This is a genomic window from Acinetobacter sp. 789_lipA (genome assembly GCF_058242845.1).
In genome coordinates this window covers 2,418,393-2,440,385 of sequence record NZ_JBZAYS010000001.1, presented here as the reverse complement: position 1 = coordinate 2,440,385, position 21,993 = coordinate 2,418,393, and the positions used below count along the sequence as shown (strand labels likewise).

Genomic DNA, 21,993 nt, shown 5'->3' with positions numbered 1-21,993 from the left:
AATCTAAACTGGGCTTTTAAAAATTATAGTGCTTTCACCTGTCCCGTCACATGCGGTTTTTGATTCTTACTATTTCGAATTAAGAAAGCGGTATTTGCACCTTCTGTCGCGGTCATAAAATCGACTGTTGACGGTAAATACATCGGCAGTTTAAACCAAACATCCGCTTCATAAGCATCAGGCAATGTAATCGAAGCCAACGCTCGGGCCTTACTCCACATGCCGTGCGCAATGGCCTGTTTGAAACCAAAAGCTTTTGCTGTCACTGCATGAATGTGGATGAGGTTGAAGTCGCCCGAGGTCATTGCATAACGACGACCTGTGTTTTCAGAGACTGCCCAGACTGCATTCGGCTGATAATCTGGAGTCGTTGGTTCAACTAATTTTGGTGCTGTTTTACCATCGGTCTTTTGACGTGCTAAATACGTGGTTAAGGCTTCAACCACCACTTCATTGCCAACTTTCACCGTGGTAATGAAATCGAACTGAACACCTTTATCATGTGGCTCAAGCGCGCCATATTTACATGATAAAGTAAGGGTTTCATTGACGCCAACTTTACGCATTTGTTTAACTTGATTGCGAATATGCACCAAACCTAGCACAGGAAATGGAAACGGCTCTTGCCCCATCATGTGCATTTGTAGGCTTTGCGATAATACGGCCAAATAAATCGCAGGAATATAACCATTATTTTTAAAGCCACACACTTGGTTATAAGCTTTCAAATGCTTTTGATCGACGTTAAAAGAATCCACCACATACTCAACCTGCGGTAAGACTTTTTCACCTTTTGGCTTTTTAAAGATCAAACCTTGAATGACTTTCGGATAAGCCATATATGGTTTTGGAAGTTGACTAAAATGGCGAGTCTTCATACTGAACCTTTGAGAAGTTTTTATTTCAATATTTTTGAAAGCTCCTTCTCCCTCAGGGAGAAGGTTAGGATGAGGGAAAAATACCATCCCACTTATAATATAAAGAATTTATCCCCCTCTAAAGGAGAGATAAATTCAAGCTTTTAAATTAAGCACCCAACAAGCTTTGACCACAAACACGTACCACGTTGCCGTTTAAACCAGTCGATGCTGTCGCTGCAAATAAAGCAATGGTTTCAGCAACATCTACAGTTAAACCACCTTGGCTCATCGAGTTCATACGACGACCCGCTTCACGGATTGCAAATGGAATTGCAGCGGTCATTTGCGTTTCAATGAAACCTGGCGCAACCGCATTGATGGTAATGCCATTCGTCAAAGTTGGAGCAGTAAATTTAACTACACCAATTACACCTGCTTTCGACACAGCATAGTTGGTTTGACCTAGGTTACCTGCAATACCTGAAATAGATGATACACAAACAATACGACCATTGGCATTTAAACCCTCGTTCGCAAGTAAATAATCATTTACACGTTCAATTGCAGACAGGTTAATGTTAATCACCAAGTCCCAAAGCTCAGGCTTCATATTTGCCAACGTTTTGTCGCGGGTAATACCTGCGTTATGCACGATGATGTCTAAACCACCTTGAGCAGCTGCCGCAGCTTTAATTTTTTCACCTGCATCGTTTGCTGTGATATCAATTGCCAGTGTTGAACCACCGATCTCATCTGCAACACGGTCAAGATCTGCTTGTTGCTGTGGCACATCTAAACAAATCACATGCGCACCATCACGTGCCAAGACATGTGCAATCGCTTCACCAATACCACGGCTCGCACCTGTCACTACAGCAGTTTTACCTGCCAATGGTTTAGCCCAGTCGACATCTACAACAGCAGCTTTAGAAACACGAATCACTTGACCAGAAACATAAGCAGAACGTGGTGATGCTGCAAAACGTAAAGTTGACTCAAGATTTGCCTCTGCACCTGCATCCACATAAATCAAATGTGCTGCAACACCCTTTTTAAACTCTTTACCGACAGACTTCACGAAGCCTTCAAGCGCGCGCTGTGCAATCGCTTTTTTCACACTACCCGCAGTTTCAGGTGTCGTACCTATCACAATCACACGACCAGAAGCAGCCACTTGACGTGCGATAGGGTTAAAGAAGTTATATAACTCATTAAGTTGCTCTGATGACTCAATGCCAGATGCATCAAAAATAACAACTTTGAATTTAGACTCTTTGTCGCCTGCATTAAATGCGCTTAAGTTTAAGCCCACTTGAGCCGCAACTTGTTGTAACTGTGCATTGTTACCTGCATAGCTATTGGCATGAACATTTGCCAACACTTGCGCAATTGCACCTGATAATGAACTGTTTGCTGCTGCACCCAGTAAAACAGCACCTTTAATCACAGGCGTTGCTGACTCAAAACGGTCTAAAAAAGTTGGTGCAGGTAAACCCAAATTTTTAATGACAAATTTACCAATCGGAGATTTTGCGAATGTTTGGTATTGATCAGTCATGTTTTTTATCTCTCATACAAATTAATTGTTGATGGATTCAAAGATATCCTTTTAACTTCAAAGTGATGTCTAGAGTCTTATATTTCAATAGTTCCATCGGTTTCTATAGAATCATACTTGAGTTATAGATGATATGTCTTGACCTGAAAGCCTGTTGCAATGTCATTCTAGTCAATTCAGCCCTTTTTATAATATGCTAATGTACACCCTAAGAATAGATTAACATGCTTGGAAAAGCCTTATGAGCAAAACAACTCAAGAAAATCCAGCAGTGGAAAATTCTGCTACGGAAACTGTGTCAAATACATCAAAAAGTACACCGCCTAGAACTAAAAGTACTGGCACAACAACCCAATCAGTAAATAACACGACTAAGCCGACTCGCACTCGTGCTGCGTCAACTCGTAGTAAAAGCTCCGCTTCTTCTACAAATGCTTCAAAACTAAAAACTCAAACTGCTGTTCAACAGGATCAAACCATGAGTCAAAACACTGTTCGCCGCGTGGCTATTATCGGTGGTAACCGTATTCCTTTCGCTCGCTCAAATGGCGCATATTTCACCGCTTCGAATACAGATATGTTCACAGCAGTGCTAAACGGTCTTGTTGAACGTTTTAACCTTCAAGGTCAACGCCTTGGTGAAGTGGTTGCTGGTGCTGTTCTTAAGCACAGCCGTGACTTTAACATGACCCGTGAATGTGTACTAAACACTGCACTTGCACCAGAAACACCTGCTTACGATATTCAGCAAGCATGTGGTACTGGCTTACAAGCAGCTTTCTTAGTTGCCAACAAAATCGCACTAGGCCAAATTGAAGTGGGTGTGGCTGGTGGTGTAGACACAACTTCTGATGCACCAATTGCATTTGGTGATGGTTTACGTAAAGCATTGCTTGAACTCAACATTGCAAAAACAGGTAAAGACCGTTTAAAAGCTTTGACTAAAATCAATCTAAAAGACTTGATGGATGCGCCAAAAAATGGTGAACCACGCACAGGTCTTTCTATGGGTGATCACCAAGCGATTACTGCGCTTGAATGGGGTATTGCACGTGAAGCACAAGACGAACTTGCTGCATCTTCACACCAAAAAATGGCTGCGGCTTACGAAGAAGGTTTCTTCGATGACCTCATCACACCATTCTTAGGTTTAGAGCGTGACAACAACTTACGTGCTGACTCTACGGTTGAAAAACTTGCTAAGCTCAAACCAGCTTTTGGTAAAGGCGATGCGCGTACCATGACTGCGGGTAACTCAACCCCACTTACAGATGGCGCGTCTTGTGTGCTTTTAGCATCAGAAGAATGGGCAAAAGTAAACGGTCACGAAGTGCTTGCTTACTTAACCTTCCAAGAAACGGCTGCTGTTGATTTCGTTGAGAAAAAAGAAGGCCTATTGATGGCACCTGCTTATGCAGTTCCACGTATGCTTGAACGTGCTGGCATTAAGCTTCAAGACTTCGACTACTACGAAATTCATGAAGCATTTGCATCGCAAGTTCTTTCAACGTTGAAAGCTTGGGAAGATCCAAAATTCTGTAAAGACCGTTTAGGTTTAGATGCTCCACTCGGTTCAATTGACCGCACTAAACTCAACGTAAAAGGTTCTTCACTTGCAGCAGGTCACCCATTTGCTGCAACTGGTGGTCGTATCATTGCTACTGCTGCGAAGCTGATCAACCAAAAAGGTTCAGGTCGCGTACTGGTTTCAATTTGTGCTGCTGGCGGCCAAGGTGTAACAGCGATTATTGAAAAATAATTAACTGTTTTCACTTTTGAAAAAAAGACCCTTGAAAGTTGTACTTCCAAGGGTCTTTGCATTTTTATAGATGAAATAAAAATTATGGTTAGAAAAAGCATTCCTAAATGCTTTTTCGCTGATTAGATTAAAAACGATAACCTACGCCAAGGTAAGTAATTAAAGGATCGATATCGATTTTAGTAGAAGAATGAATTAAACGATTTCCTGTATTCCTATCTATAACATCGATCGTAGTTTTATTATTTAATTTTGAATATGAAACAGATGCCACGCCGTACCAATTAGAAGTTATGTCATATGTTGCACCAAGACTTACGATTGGAGCAAAGGCATCTTCAGACTTTACTTTTACATAAGGAGATGCACTTGATTGCTCCCGATCTAGAGCGGCGCCAGCTTTTCCATCTAGAATATTTTGAATCATATGGCCTGCTGCCACTAAGTCAGCCTTGGTTTCTCCATTCACTTTAATGCTACCAAAATGTGCATACATGATGCCTAAGCCAACATATGGGCGGAATTTATTTATCCCAGACTTACCAAACTGATATTGTGCTTCAAATGCAGGAGTCCAAGCACGGACTGTCGCAACTTTAGACTTACTTCCTAAATTTGTAATTGGAATATCTTGTGCTACTTGTGCTAAAGGCAAATCAAGACCTATACCTGTATGGCCTATACCTGACATAGGCGCTAATATTTCTCCTTTTCCTTTAATATCGACTTTTGGCGGTATTCCTCCAATCAGCTGTAATGAAACATTATCATTTACATAATAATTCATCATTAAACCGAGCGTATCTGCATCTTGAACTTCAAGGCCACTCCCCCTGCTGTCCATTGTTCTAAACCGTATAAGTCTGCACTACCTGACAAAGCATCTTTTAAATAGACCTCATCTGTGCCATTCACATTTTTTAACTCAAAGAACTGGCTCAATTCAGGTTCGTTCGGATTTTCTTTATATATATCTCCAAGCATATTAAGAATACTTTTCATAGCATCTGCATTTACATCCGAAGGATCAATTGAATTAACAACAGCATTCAATGAGACCGATCCAATATTTGCATTCCTACCATTTGCAATTGGAGTCGAAATATTAAATGGATTGGCCTTTCCTTGAGGCATAGCATGTAACCACCCCGCAGAAACAGAAAACCGTTTAAAACTTCCACCTGTAGCTGAAAAGCCTGACTGTGTAACACTCAGTAAAGCTATAGATATAACTAAAGCGCCTATTTTCATCGTCTAACTCCTTGTACGATATATTTTTTATTAAGTTTTATAAAACACATCTTTGTTTTTATATTTAGAAGTTATGTAATAAATGGAGTTATTTATACGATCAAATTGTGATCAATTTTTATCTTTTGTTAAAATATAAAGTATTTGATATCAATAAAGGCCTTACTTTATCAGATAAGGCCTTTATGACTAATTAATGGATTTTTTAATTAATTATAATGATATTTTGGTTTGTAACCCAACTGCTCTTCTAGGCAGTCATAACACCACTGGAAAATAAAGGTATAAACCAAAATACACATGGTTAAACTGAAGTCGAGCACGATAGCTTGCCAAATAGTCATTTGCATTGCATATGCGACCATTGGGATGGTTGCAAGCATCAAACCACCTTCAAAACCAATCGCGTGGAGGACACGTACGCCGATGGTTCTTTTTAGCTTTCTTTTCGCTTCAAACTTTTCAAAAAAATGGTTAAACACCATATTCCATATGACCGAAGTGACTGCCATGGCGATACCAAGTACACCTGTGACTTCTAAAGGCATATGGAATATGAAACTTAAGGCAACAGCAATGATCACCAATAGGATGATTTCATAGCTGAGCGCATGAATAATCCTTCTTTTGGAAATCAACATTTTTAATTACTCTTTCATGATTGGATGTTGGCTATTTTATTTTTATAATATTGATTAATCGAGTTAGGTTCTTTCAATAAAACTGAAAGATAGGGAATTATGAATATCAATCAAGAGCAACTGATTATTTTTAAAACCGTAATTGAGTCTGGTTCATTTTCAGCTGCTGCACGCAAGTTGGGTAAAGTACCATCGGCCGTGAGTATGTCAATTGCTAACTTGGAAATAGACTTAAACTTACAACTCTTTTTACGTGAAGGACGTGAGCCCACAGCAACAGCACAAGCCATGACTTTGTACGAAAAGACCGAGCAACTACTGACTGAAATGAATCAATGGAAACAGCATGCCTATGCCCTAAGCCACGGTTTGGAGTCCTCGCTCAACATTGTAGTGGTATCTGAACTACTGCATATGCAATGGATCAACTACATCACAATATTAGAAGCCGAATTTCCCAGTCTACAAATCAATATTTTTTCTGCACCTCAAGAAGATGCGCAGAAAATGTTACTCAACGGCACAGCACAACTGGCACTGATGTTTGAACGTGAGCAACTGGAAAGCAGCGAACAGTTTGTAGAATTAAAACTCGAAACTTTAGTTCCCGTCGCCAATAAAGATTTTATTCTGGCGCAATTTCCACAAGTCAGTTTTGAACAAATTCAACACAGCCGTCAAATCGTGGTTGCCAGTCGCGATAAAAGCATTAAGCCAGAATTGTTATATTCCAAACAGTATTGGCGGACAGACAACCATCACTCGGCTTGCGCCTTAATCATGCAAAACTTTGGTTGGGGTGTTTTGCCCTTAGAAATGTTAAATGAAAACCCTCAGCTCAAAAAGCAGCTCAAAATATTAGATCTGCTGGATTTCACCCCCAAGTTTGAATATTTTGTAGACTTGGTCTGGAGTCGTGAAAGTGAATTGGGCGCAGCTGCACGTTTTTTAATCCAATACATTAGAAATCAGCGTAAAAAAGTATAATAACTGCTGTTAAAACGTCCGAATCCACTTGGGTTAAAAGCAGTTTGTGTTATAAATAATTTACGGGTAATAACTTTAAGAACGAACGATCAATGACACAAACCGCATTAAACCAATTAAAAAGCTTAACCACCATTGTTGCCGACAGTAGCGATTTAGCGGCGATTAACCAATTTCGTCCGCTCGATGCAACCACCAATCCATCTCTAATTACAGCCGCTGCAAATCAATCTGAAAATAAGGAATTAATTGAAGATGCTTTCGCTCAAGCCAAAGCTGAAGGCTTAGAAGATGACTTACTTATTGAACGCACAATCGACATTCTTACCGTCAAATTTGGTGTTGAAATTCTCAAGTTGATTGAAGGTCGTGTTTCCACAGAAGTAGATGCAGCGCTGTCTTATGATACCGATGCCACCATTGAAAAAGCCAAAGAGCTGCTGGCGCTATATAAAAACTACGGCGTAGATCAGGATCGTATTTTAATTAAAATTGCTTCGACATGGGCAGGCATTCAAGCAGCGAAAGTGCTGGAAGCTGAAGGCATCCATACCAACTTAACGCTTTTGTTTGGTGTGCATCAAGCACATGCTTGTGCGGAAGCGAATGTCACTTTAATTTCACCTTTTGTTGGACGTATTTTAGATTGGTACAAAAAGGTCGAAGGCGTGGAAAGCTATCCCGTTGAAAAAGACCCTGGCGTACTTTCTGTGAAGCAAATTTACCAGTTCTATAAAGCTCATGGGGTTAAAACAGAAATTATGGGCGCAAGCTTCCGGAGCATTGACCAAGTGTTGGGACTAGCTGGCTGCGACCTACTCACTGTTGCACCTAATTTATTGGCTGCACTTGAGCAAGATACGCGTGAAGTCAAAGCACAACTGTCTGCAAGTGATGTTATGCCTGCGACAGCACCACTTGACCCACTCGGTGAAACTGAGTTTAGAGATCAAATTGAACATGACCTCATGGCAACGCAACTGCTACAAGGGGGGATTGATGGATTTATTAAAGCTCGTCAACAACTGAACACACTCTTACGTCAGTCTTTTGGTTTAGATGAAGAAATTTCAGCTTAACTTGATTTTTCTTCTTTTAAAAGCCGATTTTGTTATCATGCAACATCGGCTTTTTTATTGAGAATACGTTGTGTTTGGTATTATCGATATCGGTACTTATATCATCGGTACAATTCTAATTGTGATTTTGCCAGGCCCAAATTCTCTTTATGTGATGTCCATTGCCTCACGATTTGGTATTAAGACAGGTTACTGGGGTGCATTAGGTGTTTTCACAGGCGATTTGATCCTCATTCTATGTACCGTGCTGGGTGCAGCATCTCTTTTACATGCTTTTCCTTGGCTGTTTATTTTATTAAAAATTGTTGGTGCACTGTATCTATCATATTTAGGTATAAAACTCTTGATTGCAGGAGTCAAAACCTGGAAGTCCAGCCCACAACAGCTTGCAGCAAGTACAGGCCAGAGTACTTTACAAAGCTTGCATCCTTTTCGCTCAGCGCTGACCATTAGCCTTTTAAACCCAAAAGCTATTTTGTTTTATCTGTCTTTTTTTGTTCAGTTTGTCGACCCAAATTATGCTTACCCAGCACTGAGCTTTGCCTTACTTTCCATTATTCTACAAATCATCAGTATGGCCTATCTTAGTATCCTGATTTTTTCAGGTATTAAGCTGGCGAGCTATTTCAATCGTCAGTTTAAAGTTGCAGCCGTTGCGGTGGCGACCGTCGGTCTGCTGTTTTGTGGCTTCGGCTTAAAACTGGCACTTTCTACACTGTAATTTTCGTGAATAATCTCATTATTTTCGATAAAAAATCTATCATGTGCTGTTTTGTTTTTCAAGGACCAGCGTATGACCCTTGAACAATAGTAATTTTCACTCATTCAAATTATGTTTTGATCTTCATGCAAAAATTATTTCAAGATTTCTCAGTTCCAGCTGTATTCGCAGGTTTTATTACCTTCCTCATTGGCATTAGTGTGTCTTCAGTCTTGGTCATTCAATCCGCCCAAGTCTTAGGTGCAAATACCGCGCAAATCAACTCATGGTTCTGGGCTTTAGGTCTAGGTATTGGTTTGAGTGGCCTGCTTTTATCTTGGAAACTTAAATATCCTGTATCGACCTCATGGTCTACGGCAGCACTGGCCTTAATTATTGCGACAGGCAGTGGTTATAGTTTGCATGAAGCGATTGGCGCATTTTTGGTCTGTGGTTTGGTTACTGCCATTTTGGGCTTTTTCGGTATCTTTGAAAAAGTACTGACGTATATCCCTCAAAGCCTAACCAGTGCCATGCTGGCAGGTGTGTTATTGAAGTTTGGTATTTCATTGTTCGCCAGTATGCAAGATCATTGGGGTTTTATTTTATCCATGCTAGCGGCCTATATTGTTTCTAAGCGACTTACTCCACGTTATTGCATTGTCATTACAGTGATTGCAGGCTTGTTACTCTGCCCGTTATTCTTAGACTTCCATACTCCTCAAATCACATGGAGCCTAGCGCAACCTGTTTGGATGGCACCTGAGTTCAGCATGTCTGCTATTTTAGGTTTAGCGCTGCCTTTGTTTGTGATCAATATGGCATCGCAATACTTACCGGGTATTGCCATGATTAAAAGCTATGGCTATAACCCACATGTCAATCAACTGATTGGTTGGACGGGTACCGCTCAAGCCTTACTCGCACCTTTTGGCTGTTATAGTGTCAATACCGCAGCAATTAGTGCAGCCGTCAGTTTAGATGAACAAGTTCACCCTGATCCATCAAAACGTTATATTGCGGGCATGAGCTGCGGTTTCTTCTACATCTTAATGGGACTATTCGCAGCCACCCTGACCAGTCTTTTGCTGTCTTTCCCTGCGATTTTTATTACAGCCTTGGCTGGTATTGCTTTGTTTGGCACGATTAGTCATAACATCGCGATTGCATTTGAAGCGGTATCAGACCGCGAAGCAGCCCTCATGACCTTCTTATTTAGCGCATCTGGTGTACAGTTCTTTGGTATTGGCTCTGCCTTTTGGGGACTACTCTTTGGTTTTGCAGTTATGCTTATATTTAAGTTTAAAGCTAAAAAAGTTTAGGCCCTCATATAAAAAAGCCCTCATATGAGTAATGCCAGTCAGTTAAGAAATTGACTGGCATTTTCTTGGGTACTTTTGAGGCTTTATTTTGACGACTCTAGGGCATTGCCTTGATCTTCTTTCAGGCAAAACAAACATTTTAGACTGTTCCAGCAAACGCTCTAAATGCTTGGGCAAATTCCCTGCCGATTCCAGCGGAGTATGCCTTAATATATTGATAATGCTGATTGAAGCAATATGGAAACTGATACGCAAAGGGCTGACTTTCGCCCGTTGAGCCATAAATTTCATTTGCCTTCTAAGAATATTATAAGCAATCAATACACCCCATAATTCCTGATACACCAATTCAGGCTGCTTGCTTCTTAAATGCATCCCATCTTGCAGGTCGCTCTTGATTTCACGGTAGCACATCTCGATTTCCCAGCGCTGAGCATACAGCGTACTGACCTCTTCCAGAGGATAAGCCTTTGAATCTAATAATGATGTAACGTATCGTCTAACCCTTCCAGACTGTTCAGTTTCAATCAGGCGGGCTTCCCAATAGTCACCTAAATCCGGATTCAGTTTCTTCGCTCTTGGAGAAACAGGCATTCTGATTTGAAAGTCATGCGCTGAGTTTTTCCTGATAATTTCATAGCGCAGATTGTCTTTAGCCCGCATAAGCCAATGGCAGTTTTCCCGAGACTGCCACCCTGATAAGAAATCAGCAGAGAAGTAGGCCCGGTCAAATAAAGTCAGGCTATTTGCAGGCACTTTCAATTTCTTCGCTAAAGTCAGCTCGCCTTGATCCATACTTCCAATCCCGGCATCAATCACTTCATGAGTATTGGTGTTGATCAGGCAAACCGCTCTGGCTTGCGGCCAAGGTGCTGCTATCGTTTTGCCTTTGGAAGAACCGAAGTGCCTGAAGTTCTCATCTGTGTGGGGCATGGACCAGACGGCTCCATCTACAGCGCAGATGCTTAGGCCATGAAAGGCGGAATATTGCGGCTGAGAATCTTCAAACCATGTCTGACTCAGTGTGTTGAACAGGACATTTAAAGGCTCCAGACCCAAGCGCTGTCTGGCCTGCACTGATGCGCTTGGGGCGCAGCTTTCAGCCGTGCCAAAAACCAGCTGCAGCTGCTGAACAACATACCAGATGGGCTGGTCGCGGAACAATGCAAGTCCAATAACTAGCCATACAGCATGCTCTGCGGGGAGTTTTCTTTTTCTGACCGATGCTTTCCCGGTCCGTTTTAAACAGTCTTCAATCCAGTTTAAATCAATTAATTCGCTAAAATTAGAAAGTGAAGGAGCTGTCTGCTGAAATGCTGAACTTAAATTCTGAGAAAAAGTCATAAAAAAATGAGCGTATCTGGATACGCTCATTTTTACCGCATTTCAGCTATTTTGTCTTAACTGATCAGCATTACCTCGATGGGTGCTTTTTTATTTTCAAATATTGCTAAATTGAAAAATTAATGCTGATAACTTCGTTGAATCAATTCTTGCTTAAGTTGCATGGTCTCAGACAAATTTTCCACCTCAGTAAATGCCGTGAGCCAAATGCCATCTGCAGCATAGCGCAAAATTTTAAGCTCCAAATCATTATCTGTATCCTGATGTCGCGCTAAACGTTTTTCTAGCCACTCAATCCAATACTCATTAAAGGTCCGATCCGTCAGCATAATCATCGAAATAGCTGACCAAGAATGCTCCAAGCCTAGCACCTGCTTTTCCAAAGTAATCTCGATATAGGCTCGGGTAAAGCAACCATAATGATCACGGTCTTGGCTAATCAACTCATCAATAATACGATCTAATTGTTCAAGCTTTTCCACAACCATCGCTTCAAGTAGCTTTTGTTTGTTTGGAAAATGATGAAAAACACCACCCTTACTCACGCCAACCAAATCAGCCACTGCTTGTATGGAAACCCCAGTCACGCCTTTTTCAGCAGCCAAACAGATCGCATGTTGTAGAATACTTTGGCGAACCTGTTCCGGTGCCTTTTTACGTGGACTTGCTTGTTGCATCGAACTTAATGCCCTGTTGAGTTTGAAAATAAGTTAATTACGACCACACCAGAAACAATCAGTGCAATACCGATCATTGCTGCGAAATCTAGACTTTGTCGGAAAACAAAGTAACCAATCAGAGCGGTTAAAACAATACCAACACCCGCCCAAATCGCATAAGCAATACCCAATGGAATCACTTTAATCACTTGAGACAATAAATAAAATGCCAACGAAAATAAAACTACTACCGCCAGTGAAGGCAATAGCTTGGTAAAACCTTCCGACTTTACCAAAAAAGTCGAACCAATCACTTCAGAAATAATTGCCATCGCCAGCAAAGCATAAGCCATTAATATAGGATTCATCAGAAACTCAACAATAAACATACCGATCGGTCGGTATGTTTATTAAAATAGCAAAAACTAAACAAGGCTTTCTGCATACTTTTTTATTTTGTTTCAGTCGGCCTTGAGGCTTGCTTTATAAAATCAATAGTTCGATCAAAGGTGATCTGACTCGCTTGTTTGCTCATCATGAACTGATATTCATGCACCAAAAACTCCTTAGAGTCTGGATAAAAAGCCTCCGTGACTGCAACCTGATGCTGCTTCAACACCTCGACGAAAGGTAAAGACTGGCTCTTGGTTAAAAAGTCTTTATTTCCCCCACTGATAAAGACAGGTGGATACTGTGGCGTAATATGCTCACTGGTTGAAATTGACTTTAAAAAAGCTGCATCCTCTTTACGCTCTCCTGTATACGCTTGAACCAAGTTATAAACGCCCCATTCAATGAACCTGAGTTCCTCAGGAGCGGTGTTCACAAAGCGATATAAGTCATAAATACCACAATGCAAAATTAGCCCTTTAAGCTGTTTCGGCTGAATGCTCGGCTTAAAATTGGATGCTTGAGCAAATGCGGGATTCGTCAAAAGTGCAGCATAATGACTGGCAATATTGGCTCCAGCAGAGTCTCCTGCTAGATACAGCTGGTTCGGGTTAATATGATACTGAGCAGCATTCAATTGTAAGAAATTCAGTGCATGATCGACTTGCTGTAACTGAGTGGGATAAATAGCCTCAGGTGCAAACTGATACTCTACCGAGACCACGTTAAAGCCTTGATTAGCTAAAAGCTTGAAATAACCTCGCGCATGCTCTTTTGACCCCGAAACCCACCCGCCGCCATGAATCCAAACCACCGTGGGCACTGTGTTTAATTGCTCAATATTTTGGGGTTGATAGATGTCAACATTCAGCTCAGGACTAGCTTGATATGGAATATTATTATGTACGATGACATCGGGAGGAGCAAAACGATCCAGCATTTTCATTTGAATACTGGTTGCTGTGTTAAATGTACCCGCAATCAGTTTGGTGTTCTTTTCTACACTTTGACACGCGCTCAATAGCACAATCATGAAAACAGTACTAAGTACTTTTATTATTGATTGAAAAATCATACTGTTCGGCTCTCCCCTTTTTTCAAATGATTCTAATACAATCTCTATCACACCGCATGATTAAACAGGTCTCATTTCAGCCTCATTTAAACACTAGAAGCACCTTTTAAAGAATATTGCTTTAAATCTGAAACTTGAGTTTTTTACTCAACATTTTGGACACGTAAATTGGCTGTTTTTTGAATTATTTTCTTTAAATTTCATGAATTTTTAATTTTTAGCCCGATCAAAATTGAACATTTAATGGCAGTGTGTTATCAATAAATTAAGAACTAAATCTTATACAAAAAGGAGTCCCTCTGATGGCTTACCAACATATTTTAGTCCCTGTTGACGGTTCACAAATTTCTTTTTCTGCGGTGAAACAAGCGGCTGAAATTGCCAAAGTTTTTGGCAGTCAACTCACATTGATTAGCTTAGTTGCTGAAGACCCTCTCAAAGATGCTGATTTTTACTATACGTCTCCAATCATGAAAGACTATTTCATACAAGCCTATAACAATGCTGAGAAAGCCCTTCAGGATGCAGTTCAAATTGCACAAGAACAAGGTGTGACAGCTCAGTCTAAAATCATCAAAGGTGAAGTCTCTGAGGATGCTGTGGTCGAAGCGGCTGCTTCACTAAAAAATGACTTGATTGTGATGGGTTCACATGGCCGTAAAGGCTTTCAAAAATTCCTATTAGGCAGCTTTGCTCAAGATGTTCTCAAGTCTACTGAGCTCCCAGTTCTCATTGTTAAAGCTTAATCAACCATAACGCGTCTTTATGTGAGCTGATTTCGCATGTACTGCAAAATGATCCGCAAAAAGACGTACCCTTAAGGAGAAAATAATGAGCTACAAACACATTTTGGTTGCCGTCGATGAATCCCCGATGTCTTATGCTGCTGTTGAACAAGCACTTGAGTTAGCCAAAGATTTAAATAGTCGTGTAACGCTCATGAGTGTGATTGCGGTCGATCCATTTGTCGGTGTCGACTTCTATAAAGTTGCACCAGCCATCACCGACTATTTCCTACATGCTGAAAAAGTCGCTCAAGAACGTTTAGCCGAAGTAAAGCTCTCATTTGACCGTGATGAAATTGAGGTGGATACCAAAGTGATTCGCGGCATCTCTCCTTCTGAAGGTATTATTCATGTGGCCGATGAAGTCGGTGCAGACCTGATTTTGATGGGCTCACATGGCCGTACAGGCTTTAAAAAGATGATGTTAGGTAGTGTGGCGCAAAATGTTCTCACACAGTCTCCGATACCTGTGCTGATCGTAAAAGTTTAAGTATTGTTTTAAACAAAAAAGACTGCCGAAGCAGTCTTTTTTTGTTTGGCAGAACTTGTTCACTTTATTAGCTTTTACTAATCTGCTGATGCAAATTTTGCAAATAATGCTCTGCTGCCGACTGTTGCATAAAAGTTTTTTGAAATAACCCCGAAGCCTGATGGTTATGCGGGCTATATTCAACATTGACTTGAAATGTTCCCAGTTCAGCACTTTTCGCAATACGAATAGCAATAATATGAACGGTATTTAAATAAAACCCATCTTCAATTTTAACTAACATATCTGTTTACACTCTACATGTTTGTGTGCCCAATAGCCTGTATACAGAAGCCGAAAAAATACAGAATATTGAGCTAATCATCTGTTATGCCATAACATTATACCCATAAAATGCGATTCAATTCACACTATTCACATGAATGTTCATTATTTAGAAAAATACCAATGTGAGCTCTTCATGCTGTCATTCTTCAGTTCGCATAAAAAAAACCAGTCTACTGACTGGCTTTTTTTATGCGAAGATCAGTTAAATACTTAACATACTGCTTAAAGTTTCACTGACATTTTTAGATTTCACTTGTGGTTTTAAAGCCTCAAGCTTCGCTTTCACTTCGCTACGCTGTGGCTCTGCCAATGTGTACCAACGTGACAAAACCTGAAGTAAACGAGAACCAACTATTGGGTTTTTCTCATCTAAATATTTTGCCAGTCCAATGAAATGATCCACACCAAAACTCCATGTGTTCACTGGGTTTGCATTTAAGCCACCACTCACAGAACGAATACGGTTCGGCACGCCCAAATCATAATCGACATGAGAAGTGAGGTATTGAATGGTTTCCGTCGTAGCACAAGGATGTGCCGCTTGAAGTGTGAACCACTGATCTAGTGACAAAGCCTCATCTTTAAAACGTAGATAAAAGTCACGTAAAGCCGCTTCTGCTTGCGGTGCATCATTCCAAACCAAGACACGTAGGGCACCTAAACGTTCAGACATATTGGCTGTAGCTTCATATTGCTGATATGCCAGCTCAAAAGCGGTTTCATCACCTTGACGCGCCATCATACTGAGCATGATGTTTTTCAGCGCACGGACACCCATGGCTTGTGAGAACTCTTTTTGCAAATCTGGGTCTAAAGCCAAATAAGTGTCTTTACAGAACTCACCTAACTCACGTGCTAGTTTTTCAATTAAAGCATTACGCTGTTCTTTAATCTTCGCTGGTTCGTAGTCAGTGTCGATACGACTACCCAAATAACCTTCACTTGGTACATCAAATAAACGTGATGCCAAGAGTGGATCTTGTTCAACAAGATCTGGCAGTGTGTTTTTAATGGCTTGAATATAAATATGCGCATCATGACCATTGAGTAAAATACGCTCAAGCAGCGTTTGCGTTGCTTGCCATTGGTTAAAACCATTGTTTTCGTATTGAATCAGGAACGCCAACTCTTCATCGGTATAGTTAAATTCTAAGTTGACGGGCGCAGAAAAATTACGCAGTAATGACACGACAGGTTTCGTGCTTAAACCGCTAAACACAATGCTGGCTTGATCTTGATCGAAAAGATACACACCGTCTTTGACGGCATTTTCAAATAAACTGTCTGAGTTTAAAACCAATTGCTCACCTGTTGCAGCATCGAACAGCGCTAAAGCGACAGGGATTGGAACAGCTTTTAGATTCGGATACTTAGGATGTGCTTTTAAACTTTGCTTAAAATTTAAGGTATAAGTTTGTGCAGCAGCATCATAATGACCTTCCGCTTCTAACTTTGGTGTACCCGGTTGGTTATACCATGTTAAGAAGTTGGATAAATCTACGCCTGAACCTGCGGTTAAAGCAGCTACCCAGTCTTCAACGGTCACGGCTTGACCATCATGGCGTTCAAAGTATTCATCAGTTCCTTTACGGAATTTTTCTTTGCCTAATAAGGTTGCCATCATGCGGTTAATTTCCGCACCTTTTTCATAGACCGTTGCAGTATAAAAGTTATTGATTTCCACAAAATGGTCTGGACGCGGTGGATGAGACAATGGGCCTGAATCTTCTGGGAACTGATGCGCTTTGAGTACCGCAACATCGTCAATACGTTGAACCGCAGCAGACTGCAAATCTTCTGAGAAAGATTGATCACGGAAAACCGTTAAGCCTTCTTTTAAACACAATTGGAACCAATCACGGCAAGTAATGCGGTTACCTGTCCAGTTATGGAAGTATTCATGGGCAATGACCGACTGTACACGCATGATCGCGGCATCTGTCGTATATTCTTCATCTGCCAAAACACATGACGTGTTAAAAATGTTGAGACCTTTATTTTCCATCGCACCCATGTTGAAAGCACTGGTAGCCACAATCATATAGTTGTCTAAATCATAGGGACGACCATAGTGTTCTTCATCCCAACGCATTGAATGCTTTAAGGCTTCCATCGCAATATGACATTTCGGAATATCTTTTTCTTCGGCATAAATTTCCAAAGCCACATCACGGCCTTCAGAGGTCACATAACGGTCTTTTAAAACCGCCAAATCACCAATCACACAAGCAAACAAATACGCTGGTTTTTTGGTTGGATCTTGCCAAATGGTATAGTGACGACCTTCGCCTGCCTCGCCCGCTTCAATCAAGTTACCATTGGCAAGGAGCACTGGATATTTTTTATCGGCTTCTACACGTGTGGTGAAAACTGAAAGGACATCAGGACGGTCTGGGTAAAAGGTAATTTTACGGAATCCTTCAGGCTCATTTTGGGTAACAAACAAATCTGATGCGGCTTGGTATAAGCCTTCAAGTTGTGTATTTGACTCAGGATGAATGATCACCGATGTCTCAAGCTTGATCTGATTTGGTGCATTACGAATCACCAACTGCTCAGTATCAAGCACATATTGCTTTTGGCTGAGTTGCTGACCATTCAGCACCAAACTTTTCAGCTCTAAATCACGCCCAAGTAAAACCAAATCACCCTCAGTTTGGCGCGTCAGCTCCAGTACAGCATCAACTTGGCTATGCTCATCATAGACTTGAATATCGAGGTGAATGCTGTCTACTAAAAAAGATGGTTTTTGATAGTCTTTTAAATAGACGGTTTGATCTGCTTCAATAATTGGATTTGCCGCAATATTCATGTCATGTCCTAATGCTATTGGTCTACAGCTTTATATTGTGTATGTTTTGATCATACGACAAGTTTGCCATGCTGTCTGTGTATGTTGAATGATATTTATATGGGCACGTTGAATAGGCTTTTCAATTCTATTTGTCTTATCCCGCTCATATGATTGCACCAAGTGAATAAGAAACAGTCAACGCCCTTATCGTGCCGTGCTTGTATAGCAATATTTGCACCAGCCTTTAGACTTGCTCAGTACCATTAGCTCTCCGCCATTCAAACGCTGAGAAACTTAAAGACATCGATAAAATATAAAGCCAGCTCTTTTCAAATATCTAACTTAATTTTCAAATCGGCTACATTTTGTGCACAGTTTTTGCTTGTATCTAAATATGCATATAGTCAAATCATTATAAAACTAATACAAATAAGTCGATGAATTATTTCGAGTTTTTTTCGAATCCTGTATGGATAATAAAGTAGTTTGACTATAGCGCATGATAAAACTTAAGCAAAACAAATAGAGGTGTGAGATGTACTTAAAAGACCATATCGTCCGCGTCGAAAATATAAAAATGCTGCAAGCAATGCATGCTGCAAAAATTGATCATAAAGTCATTGCCCTGTTCATGAGCTGTGAAGGAATGCCTTTACAAGCACACGATGTCAGTAGCATTTTAAATCACTACGACACACTAGGGAGTAAAAAGTTGCCGAGCAAAAAAGTTCAAGCCATTATTGAAGCTAAAAAATTAGGTATGGAAGATGACTCTCTACCTTGCCCCGTTTAAATTCTACTTTTACAAAAAATACGGTGCATGCCGTATTTTTTCGTCCTATATTCACCACTGCATTACTTCACCCTTCTAGCGTTTACAAAGCACCTCTGCTTGTTCAATTACACTGCAATTTACAACGCCTTTCTGAAATTTTAGCGTGTATAATTTGAGAAAATCCTGAGTTTCAAATTCATCTTATGTCGCTTCAAATTTTGCACAAACAACTTGATGAAAGCACGCCTTGTCCACTTTGTCAGGCGGCCATGTTTTGGGTGGATGCTGAACAATACGACAAAGAAATTAACTTTCATGAATGTAGCCACTGCCAACATCGTGTTTTTAGCAATTCCAATCTAAATTGCCACTGCGACAGTTGTTTAGCCCAGCGCAAAAAAATATTGAAAGAAACTCGTCAGCAAGAACAGCGCAAAACTAAAAATCAAAAAGACATTTATGAGTTTGAGCTGGGCCAGCTCAGTTTTATGCATAAATTATTTTTATTGGCTCTATTAGATGACTACGCACAAGAACATACACAACATCAAGAATTTATTGATTGGGAACAGATCAAATATTTTAGCATCACCCCCAATTATCTGTTTCAAAATAGTCTCGTCAAACAATTGGTAAAAGAACAAATCCTCGTTGCCAAAGATTTTGCCAGTGAAGCCCATCAGTATTATATTAATGTACGTTTGGACGGCTATTCTGAACCTAGCCTATTTAGTGTTACGCAGCAATTACGTTATTGGTTTTATGAAAATCTTAGCCTTGGTGTGCCTTTTAAGACCGCGGATGAAGTCAAAAATGCCTTGTACCAATTGCTCTATCAGGAAATTATCCAATTTATGCAGTTTTACTGCCGTACTTGGGGCATTCAAATTGCGGGAAATAACAGTTTCCAAGTGATTTGTTATCGTTTACTCGATGTACTCGCAGTCGGACAAATTTATTATTTAATCCAAACTGCATTGGAGTATTTATATCAACGGAAAGCCTTACAACCCAGAAATGAAAACTTTATTAACACCAACTTGTTGAAAAAAACTTTACAACAATACCGTGAACGCAGTGTGGCTGAAAAATGGGAAACTTCAACGCTGCCTCGACCGCATAACCTACCATTCAGCAAAATGAGCGAAGTCTTATTTTTCCGCTTTTTAGGCTATGACGAAGCCATTTTCTTCCAGCCTGTCTCTCGTTCATGGCAAAAAATTGAACCACGTTTAAGCTTCTATTCACAAAAACGCTGTATGTACTGCGGTTCAAATGAACTCACTGTAGATTATGATGCTGACCAATATGTGACTTTATTTTGTCGCAAATGTAAGCATCAAGACCACTATTTCACCAAATAAGGGCACCCGCTATGACCCAGCTTTTAGACCTGTCCTTGCTTAACACAAAACAATCGATTCAAGACCAAACCGATGTCTTGGTGGCATATGTTGCTGAAGCTTGGACTGCCCTGCAAACGCAACAACCTTTGGTGCAATGTATCACCAACAGTGTGGCTGCCAATTATGCAGCGAACGTTTTATTGGCTGCGGGGGCCTCACCTGCCATGATTGATAATCCCTTTGAGGCGGAAAGTTTCACCCGTATTAGTGCAGCGCTCAGTATTAACCTAGGTACACCGACATCTGAACAAATGCAAGCCATGCAAATCTCGGCACAAACCGCACAGCAGCAAAACATACCTTGGGTATTAGACCCTGTAGGATATGGGCCATTTTTAAAATGGCGCTCTGAAATGGTAGATCAGCTTTTAGCTTTTCAACCCACCGTTATTCGTGGCAATGCATCGGAAATCAGCACACTTGCAGGGAAGCAGATCGAAACCAAAGGCGTTGACAGCACGGCAAGCAGTGCAGATGTCTACCATCAAGCAAAAACACTTTTAGCACAGGCTGAAGTCATTGCCATTTCTGGTGAGTCTGACTATATCCTTTCCAAACAGCTTGATGCTGTGATCCAAGTCAATGGTGGTTCGCATTTACAACCCAAAATTACAGCTACGGGTTGTGCCCTTGGTGCCTTGATCGCAGCCTATAGCGCAGTCACCAATCCTGTCATTGCAGCGCTGTCTGCGCATGTCCACTTTGCCATTGCGGGGCAACTTGCTTATGCCCGAAGCCAAAGCACAGGAAGTTTTAATGTAGCGTTTATGGATCACATTCATCAAATGAAGGCTGAAACCATTTATGAATATGCAGATATACAGCTTATCCGTACCTCAGCCTAAATAAAGTATGGCGAGAGTTTCTGCTTAAGCAACTTCTCGCCCTAAAAACACGTTCATCGCCGCTTCTAGCAGAGTCAACAAATCTAATTTACAAATGCACATTAAGCCCATACCAATAAAATAATCAGGCGTATGTTGCATATAAAAGTTGATATGACGACTGGCTCGATTTCGAAGCCGAATCAATTGTTCAGGCGTGGTCTGCGGCAGTACACAAGGATGCACAAACACATCCTCACTGCGCTGTTGCACATTCACATGACGGTTTTGTATGAAATCAAGTACCTGTAAATAATCCTCAGGCATTGGCACTTCTGCACGTGGATAAAAACGTTTTGAACGTGAAGCAAACAGCCGATATACTTTTGGCTGCATCAAACTCGAAACAAACCATAACTGACGCGTGGGATATTTTAAACGATAACCCAAGGTCACTCGAATTGCAGATAAAAGCGTTCTGTTTTGATTTCGGTAGTCAGGTAAAAAAGCTGCACGCGAGCTAAGAATATATAAAGGTTGATGCGCTGTCTTAAGCTTCAAGATGGCAATAATATTTTGCCCAACTATTTTTCCGCGATGATAAAAACGAATAATTGGTAATGCCACTACATCAGGGTTATACAACAATTGATACAGTTCTGCTGGGATTGCATTTGGGAAAATTTGTCGATCAAAAGTTTCAAGCTCTTCAAATAGAACTTGTTTTTTCTCTACTGAAAGCTTTTTAAAATCAACGACCTTTTCCATAAGTTGCATGAAGTCTTTCCATTCTTATTTTGATCACTTGTTTTACTGCTATGGTCTAAATGCAATGCTTTGATGAGCATCTGGATAGAAAAAAATGTCTTCACCAAACAGGTAATTTCTAGTACGAAATACGACAGCCCAATTGCGGGCATAGAATAACTGCTTTTTATTTAAGTGCATAGCGCTTATTTTATAAGCA

The 21,993-nt window shown here is 40.6% G+C and carries 20 protein-coding genes and 1 pseudogene; 10 read left to right on the top strand and 11 right to left on the bottom strand.

Annotated elements, in window-relative coordinates:
- Positions 1 to 23: 23 nt before the first annotated feature.
- Both AC4CUZ_RS11860 and AC4CUZ_RS11855 read right to left on the bottom strand, forming a co-directional pair.
- Positions 24 to 878, bottom strand: a complete 855-nt coding sequence (locus tag AC4CUZ_RS11860) for a MaoC family dehydratase (RefSeq protein WP_114837407.1) — start codon at positions 876 to 878, stop codon at positions 24 to 26.
- A gap of 148 nt (positions 879 to 1,026) precedes the next feature.
- Positions 1,027 to 2,418, bottom strand: coding sequence for a 3-oxoacyl-ACP reductase (locus AC4CUZ_RS11855; RefSeq protein WP_490747630.1), 1,392 nt, complete (start codon positions 2,416 to 2,418; stop codon positions 1,027 to 1,029).
- A gap of 241 nt (positions 2,419 to 2,659) precedes the next feature.
- Between AC4CUZ_RS11855 and AC4CUZ_RS11850 the strand changes: the two genes are divergently transcribed.
- Entirely contained in the window at positions 2,660 to 4,177 is a 1,518-nt protein-coding gene (locus tag AC4CUZ_RS11850; protein WP_279691954.1) for an acetyl-CoA C-acetyltransferase, read from the top strand.
- 127 nt (positions 4,178 to 4,304) lie between these two features.
- On the opposite strand, the pseudogene AC4CUZ_RS11845 reads toward AC4CUZ_RS11850, so the two are convergent.
- Both AC4CUZ_RS11845 and aceI read right to left on the bottom strand, forming a co-directional pair.
- Positions 4,305 to 5,428: pseudogene (locus AC4CUZ_RS11845) on the bottom strand (OmpW/AlkL family protein).
- Positions 5,429 to 5,637: 209 nt separating this feature from the next.
- Positions 5,638 to 6,069 (bottom strand): chlorhexidine efflux PACE transporter AceI, encoded by a 432-nt coding sequence (aceI, locus tag AC4CUZ_RS11840; protein ID WP_490747629.1) that lies wholly within the window; start codon positions 6,067 to 6,069, stop codon positions 5,638 to 5,640.
- Between the two features lie 99 nt (positions 6,070 to 6,168).
- Here aceI and aceR point away from each other — a divergent pair, with 99 nt between their 5' ends.
- From aceR to AC4CUZ_RS11820, 4 genes are all read left to right on the top strand, one after another.
- Positions 6,169 to 7,056 carry an HTH-type transcriptional regulator AceR gene (gene aceR, locus AC4CUZ_RS11835; RefSeq protein WP_078425042.1) on the top strand — a complete coding sequence of 296 codons (888 nt, stop codon included), beginning with the start codon at positions 6,169 to 6,171 and terminating at the stop codon, positions 7,054 to 7,056.
- Between the two features lie 92 nt (positions 7,057 to 7,148).
- Positions 7,149 to 8,135, top strand: a complete 987-nt coding sequence (tal, locus tag AC4CUZ_RS11830; protein ID WP_178927974.1) for a transaldolase — start codon at positions 7,149 to 7,151, stop codon at positions 8,133 to 8,135.
- Positions 8,136 to 8,205: 70 nt separating this feature from the next.
- Positions 8,206 to 8,856 carry a leucine efflux protein LeuE gene (leuE, locus tag AC4CUZ_RS11825; RefSeq protein WP_178927975.1) on the top strand — a complete coding sequence of 217 codons (651 nt, stop codon included), beginning with the start codon at positions 8,206 to 8,208 and terminating at the stop codon, positions 8,854 to 8,856.
- Between the two features lie 125 nt (positions 8,857 to 8,981).
- Entirely contained in the window at positions 8,982 to 10,157 is a 1,176-nt protein-coding gene (locus AC4CUZ_RS11820) for a benzoate/H(+) symporter BenE family transporter (protein WP_010326831.1), read from the top strand.
- Positions 10,158 to 10,199: 42 nt separating this feature from the next.
- Here the strand turns inward: AC4CUZ_RS11820 and AC4CUZ_RS11815 are convergent, their stop codons facing one another.
- From AC4CUZ_RS11815 to AC4CUZ_RS11800, 4 genes are all read right to left on the bottom strand, one after another.
- Positions 10,200 to 11,501 carry an IS4 family transposase gene (locus tag AC4CUZ_RS11815; protein ID WP_039891156.1) on the bottom strand — a complete coding sequence of 434 codons (1,302 nt, stop codon included), beginning with the start codon at positions 11,499 to 11,501 and terminating at the stop codon, positions 10,200 to 10,202.
- Between the two features lie 119 nt (positions 11,502 to 11,620).
- The gene (locus AC4CUZ_RS11810; protein ID WP_078425038.1) at positions 11,621 to 12,178 is read right to left on the bottom strand and encodes a TetR/AcrR family transcriptional regulator; all 558 of its coding nucleotides are present in this window, start codon (positions 12,176 to 12,178) and stop codon (positions 11,621 to 11,623) included.
- Positions 12,179 to 12,183: 5 nt separating this feature from the next.
- On the bottom strand, positions 12,184 to 12,528 hold the full coding sequence (locus tag AC4CUZ_RS11805; RefSeq protein ID WP_005401176.1) for a DMT family transporter: 345 nt from the start codon (positions 12,526 to 12,528) through the stop codon (positions 12,184 to 12,186).
- Positions 12,529 to 12,611: 83 nt separating this feature from the next.
- On the bottom strand, positions 12,612 to 13,625 hold the full coding sequence (locus AC4CUZ_RS11800; protein WP_195728016.1) for an alpha/beta hydrolase: 1,014 nt from the start codon (positions 13,623 to 13,625) through the stop codon (positions 12,612 to 12,614).
- Between the two features lie 302 nt (positions 13,626 to 13,927).
- On the opposite strand from AC4CUZ_RS11800, the gene AC4CUZ_RS11795 reads away from it, so the two are divergent.
- Together AC4CUZ_RS11795 and AC4CUZ_RS11790 are read left to right on the top strand one after the other, a co-directional pair.
- Entirely contained in the window at positions 13,928 to 14,371 is a 444-nt protein-coding gene (locus AC4CUZ_RS11795; RefSeq protein WP_004696902.1) for a universal stress protein, read from the top strand.
- Positions 14,372 to 14,456: 85 nt separating this feature from the next.
- Complete coding sequence (locus AC4CUZ_RS11790; RefSeq protein ID WP_005401174.1) at positions 14,457 to 14,900, top strand: universal stress protein; 444 nt, start codon at positions 14,457 to 14,459, stop codon at positions 14,898 to 14,900.
- A gap of 67 nt (positions 14,901 to 14,967) precedes the next feature.
- On the opposite strand, the gene AC4CUZ_RS11785 is transcribed toward AC4CUZ_RS11790, so the two are convergent.
- Positions 14,968 to 15,183 (bottom strand): hypothetical protein, encoded by a 216-nt coding sequence (locus tag AC4CUZ_RS11785; protein WP_004696898.1) that lies wholly within the window; start codon positions 15,181 to 15,183, stop codon positions 14,968 to 14,970.
- 246 nt (positions 15,184 to 15,429) lie between these two features.
- Positions 15,430 to 18,039, bottom strand: a complete 2,610-nt coding sequence (gene pepN / locus AC4CUZ_RS11780; protein WP_490747628.1) for an aminopeptidase N — start codon at positions 18,037 to 18,039, stop codon at positions 15,430 to 15,432.
- A gap of 517 nt (positions 18,040 to 18,556) precedes the next feature.
- On the opposite strand from pepN, the gene AC4CUZ_RS11775 reads away from it, so the two are divergent.
- The 3 genes from AC4CUZ_RS11775 (at position 18,557) to thiM (ending at position 21,047) form a co-directional block, all read left to right on the top strand.
- Positions 18,557 to 18,814, top strand: coding sequence for a hypothetical protein (locus tag AC4CUZ_RS11775; RefSeq protein ID WP_224469088.1), 258 nt, complete (start codon positions 18,557 to 18,559; stop codon positions 18,812 to 18,814).
- Positions 18,815 to 18,999: 185 nt separating this feature from the next.
- A complete protein-coding gene (locus AC4CUZ_RS11770; RefSeq protein WP_490747627.1) occupies positions 19,000 to 20,160 on the top strand; it encodes a hypothetical protein in 1,161 nt (386 codons plus the stop codon).
- An 11-nt stretch (positions 20,161 to 20,171) separates the two neighbouring features.
- Positions 20,172 to 21,047 (top strand): hydroxyethylthiazole kinase, encoded by an 876-nt coding sequence (gene thiM, locus AC4CUZ_RS11765; protein WP_279689967.1) that lies wholly within the window; start codon positions 20,172 to 20,174, stop codon positions 21,045 to 21,047.
- Positions 21,048 to 21,071: 24 nt separating this feature from the next.
- Here the strand turns inward: thiM and AC4CUZ_RS11760 are convergent, their stop codons facing one another.
- A complete protein-coding gene (locus AC4CUZ_RS11760; RefSeq protein ID WP_490747626.1) occupies positions 21,072 to 21,803 on the bottom strand; it encodes a hypothetical protein in 732 nt (243 codons plus the stop codon).
- Positions 21,804 to 21,993: the final 190 nt, after the last annotated feature.

What these genes read in the sequence shown, in the direction of transcription:
- AC4CUZ_RS11860 (WP_114837407.1), bottom strand. Translation starts at nt 878, where the DNA reads ATGAAGACTCGCCATTTTAGTCAACTTCCAAAACCATATATGGCTTAT.
- AC4CUZ_RS11855 (WP_490747630.1), bottom strand. Translation starts at nt 2,418, where the DNA reads ATGACTGATCAATACCAAACATTCGCAAAATCTCCGATTGGTAAATTT.
- AC4CUZ_RS11850 (WP_279691954.1), top strand. Translation starts at nt 2,660, where the DNA reads ATGAGCAAAACAACTCAAGAAAATCCAGCAGTGGAAAATTCTGCTACG.
- aceI (WP_490747629.1), bottom strand. Translation starts at nt 6,069, where the DNA reads ATGTTGATTTCCAAAAGAAGGATTATTCATGCGCTCAGCTATGAAATC.
- aceR (WP_078425042.1), top strand. Translation starts at nt 6,169, where the DNA reads ATGAATATCAATCAAGAGCAACTGATTATTTTTAAAACCGTAATTGAG.
- tal (WP_178927974.1), top strand. Translation starts at nt 7,149, where the DNA reads ATGACACAAACCGCATTAAACCAATTAAAAAGCTTAACCACCATTGTT.
- AC4CUZ_RS11820 (WP_010326831.1), top strand. Translation starts at nt 8,982, where the DNA reads ATGCAAAAATTATTTCAAGATTTCTCAGTTCCAGCTGTATTCGCAGGT.
- AC4CUZ_RS11815 (WP_039891156.1), bottom strand. Translation starts at nt 11,501, where the DNA reads ATGACTTTTTCTCAGAATTTAAGTTCAGCATTTCAGCAGACAGCTCCT.
- AC4CUZ_RS11810 (WP_078425038.1), bottom strand. Translation starts at nt 12,178, where the DNA reads ATGCAACAAGCAAGTCCACGTAAAAAGGCACCGGAACAGGTTCGCCAA.
- AC4CUZ_RS11805 (WP_005401176.1), bottom strand. Translation starts at nt 12,528, where the DNA reads ATGAATCCTATATTAATGGCTTATGCTTTGCTGGCGATGGCAATTATT.
- AC4CUZ_RS11800 (WP_195728016.1), bottom strand. Translation starts at nt 13,625, where the DNA reads ATGATTTTTCAATCAATAATAAAAGTACTTAGTACTGTTTTCATGATT.
- AC4CUZ_RS11795 (WP_004696902.1), top strand. Translation starts at nt 13,928, where the DNA reads ATGGCTTACCAACATATTTTAGTCCCTGTTGACGGTTCACAAATTTCT.
- AC4CUZ_RS11790 (WP_005401174.1), top strand. Translation starts at nt 14,457, where the DNA reads ATGAGCTACAAACACATTTTGGTTGCCGTCGATGAATCCCCGATGTCT.
- AC4CUZ_RS11785 (WP_004696898.1), bottom strand. Translation starts at nt 15,183, where the DNA reads ATGTTAGTTAAAATTGAAGATGGGTTTTATTTAAATACCGTTCATATT.
- pepN (WP_490747628.1), bottom strand. Translation starts at nt 18,039, where the DNA reads ATGAATATTGCGGCAAATCCAATTATTGAAGCAGATCAAACCGTCTAT.
- AC4CUZ_RS11775 (WP_224469088.1), top strand. Translation starts at nt 18,557, where the DNA reads ATGTACTTAAAAGACCATATCGTCCGCGTCGAAAATATAAAAATGCTG.
- AC4CUZ_RS11770 (WP_490747627.1), top strand. Translation starts at nt 19,000, where the DNA reads ATGTCGCTTCAAATTTTGCACAAACAACTTGATGAAAGCACGCCTTGT.
- thiM (WP_279689967.1), top strand. Translation starts at nt 20,172, where the DNA reads ATGACCCAGCTTTTAGACCTGTCCTTGCTTAACACAAAACAATCGATT.
- AC4CUZ_RS11760 (WP_490747626.1), bottom strand. Translation starts at nt 21,803, where the DNA reads ATGCAACTTATGGAAAAGGTCGTTGATTTTAAAAAGCTTTCAGTAGAG.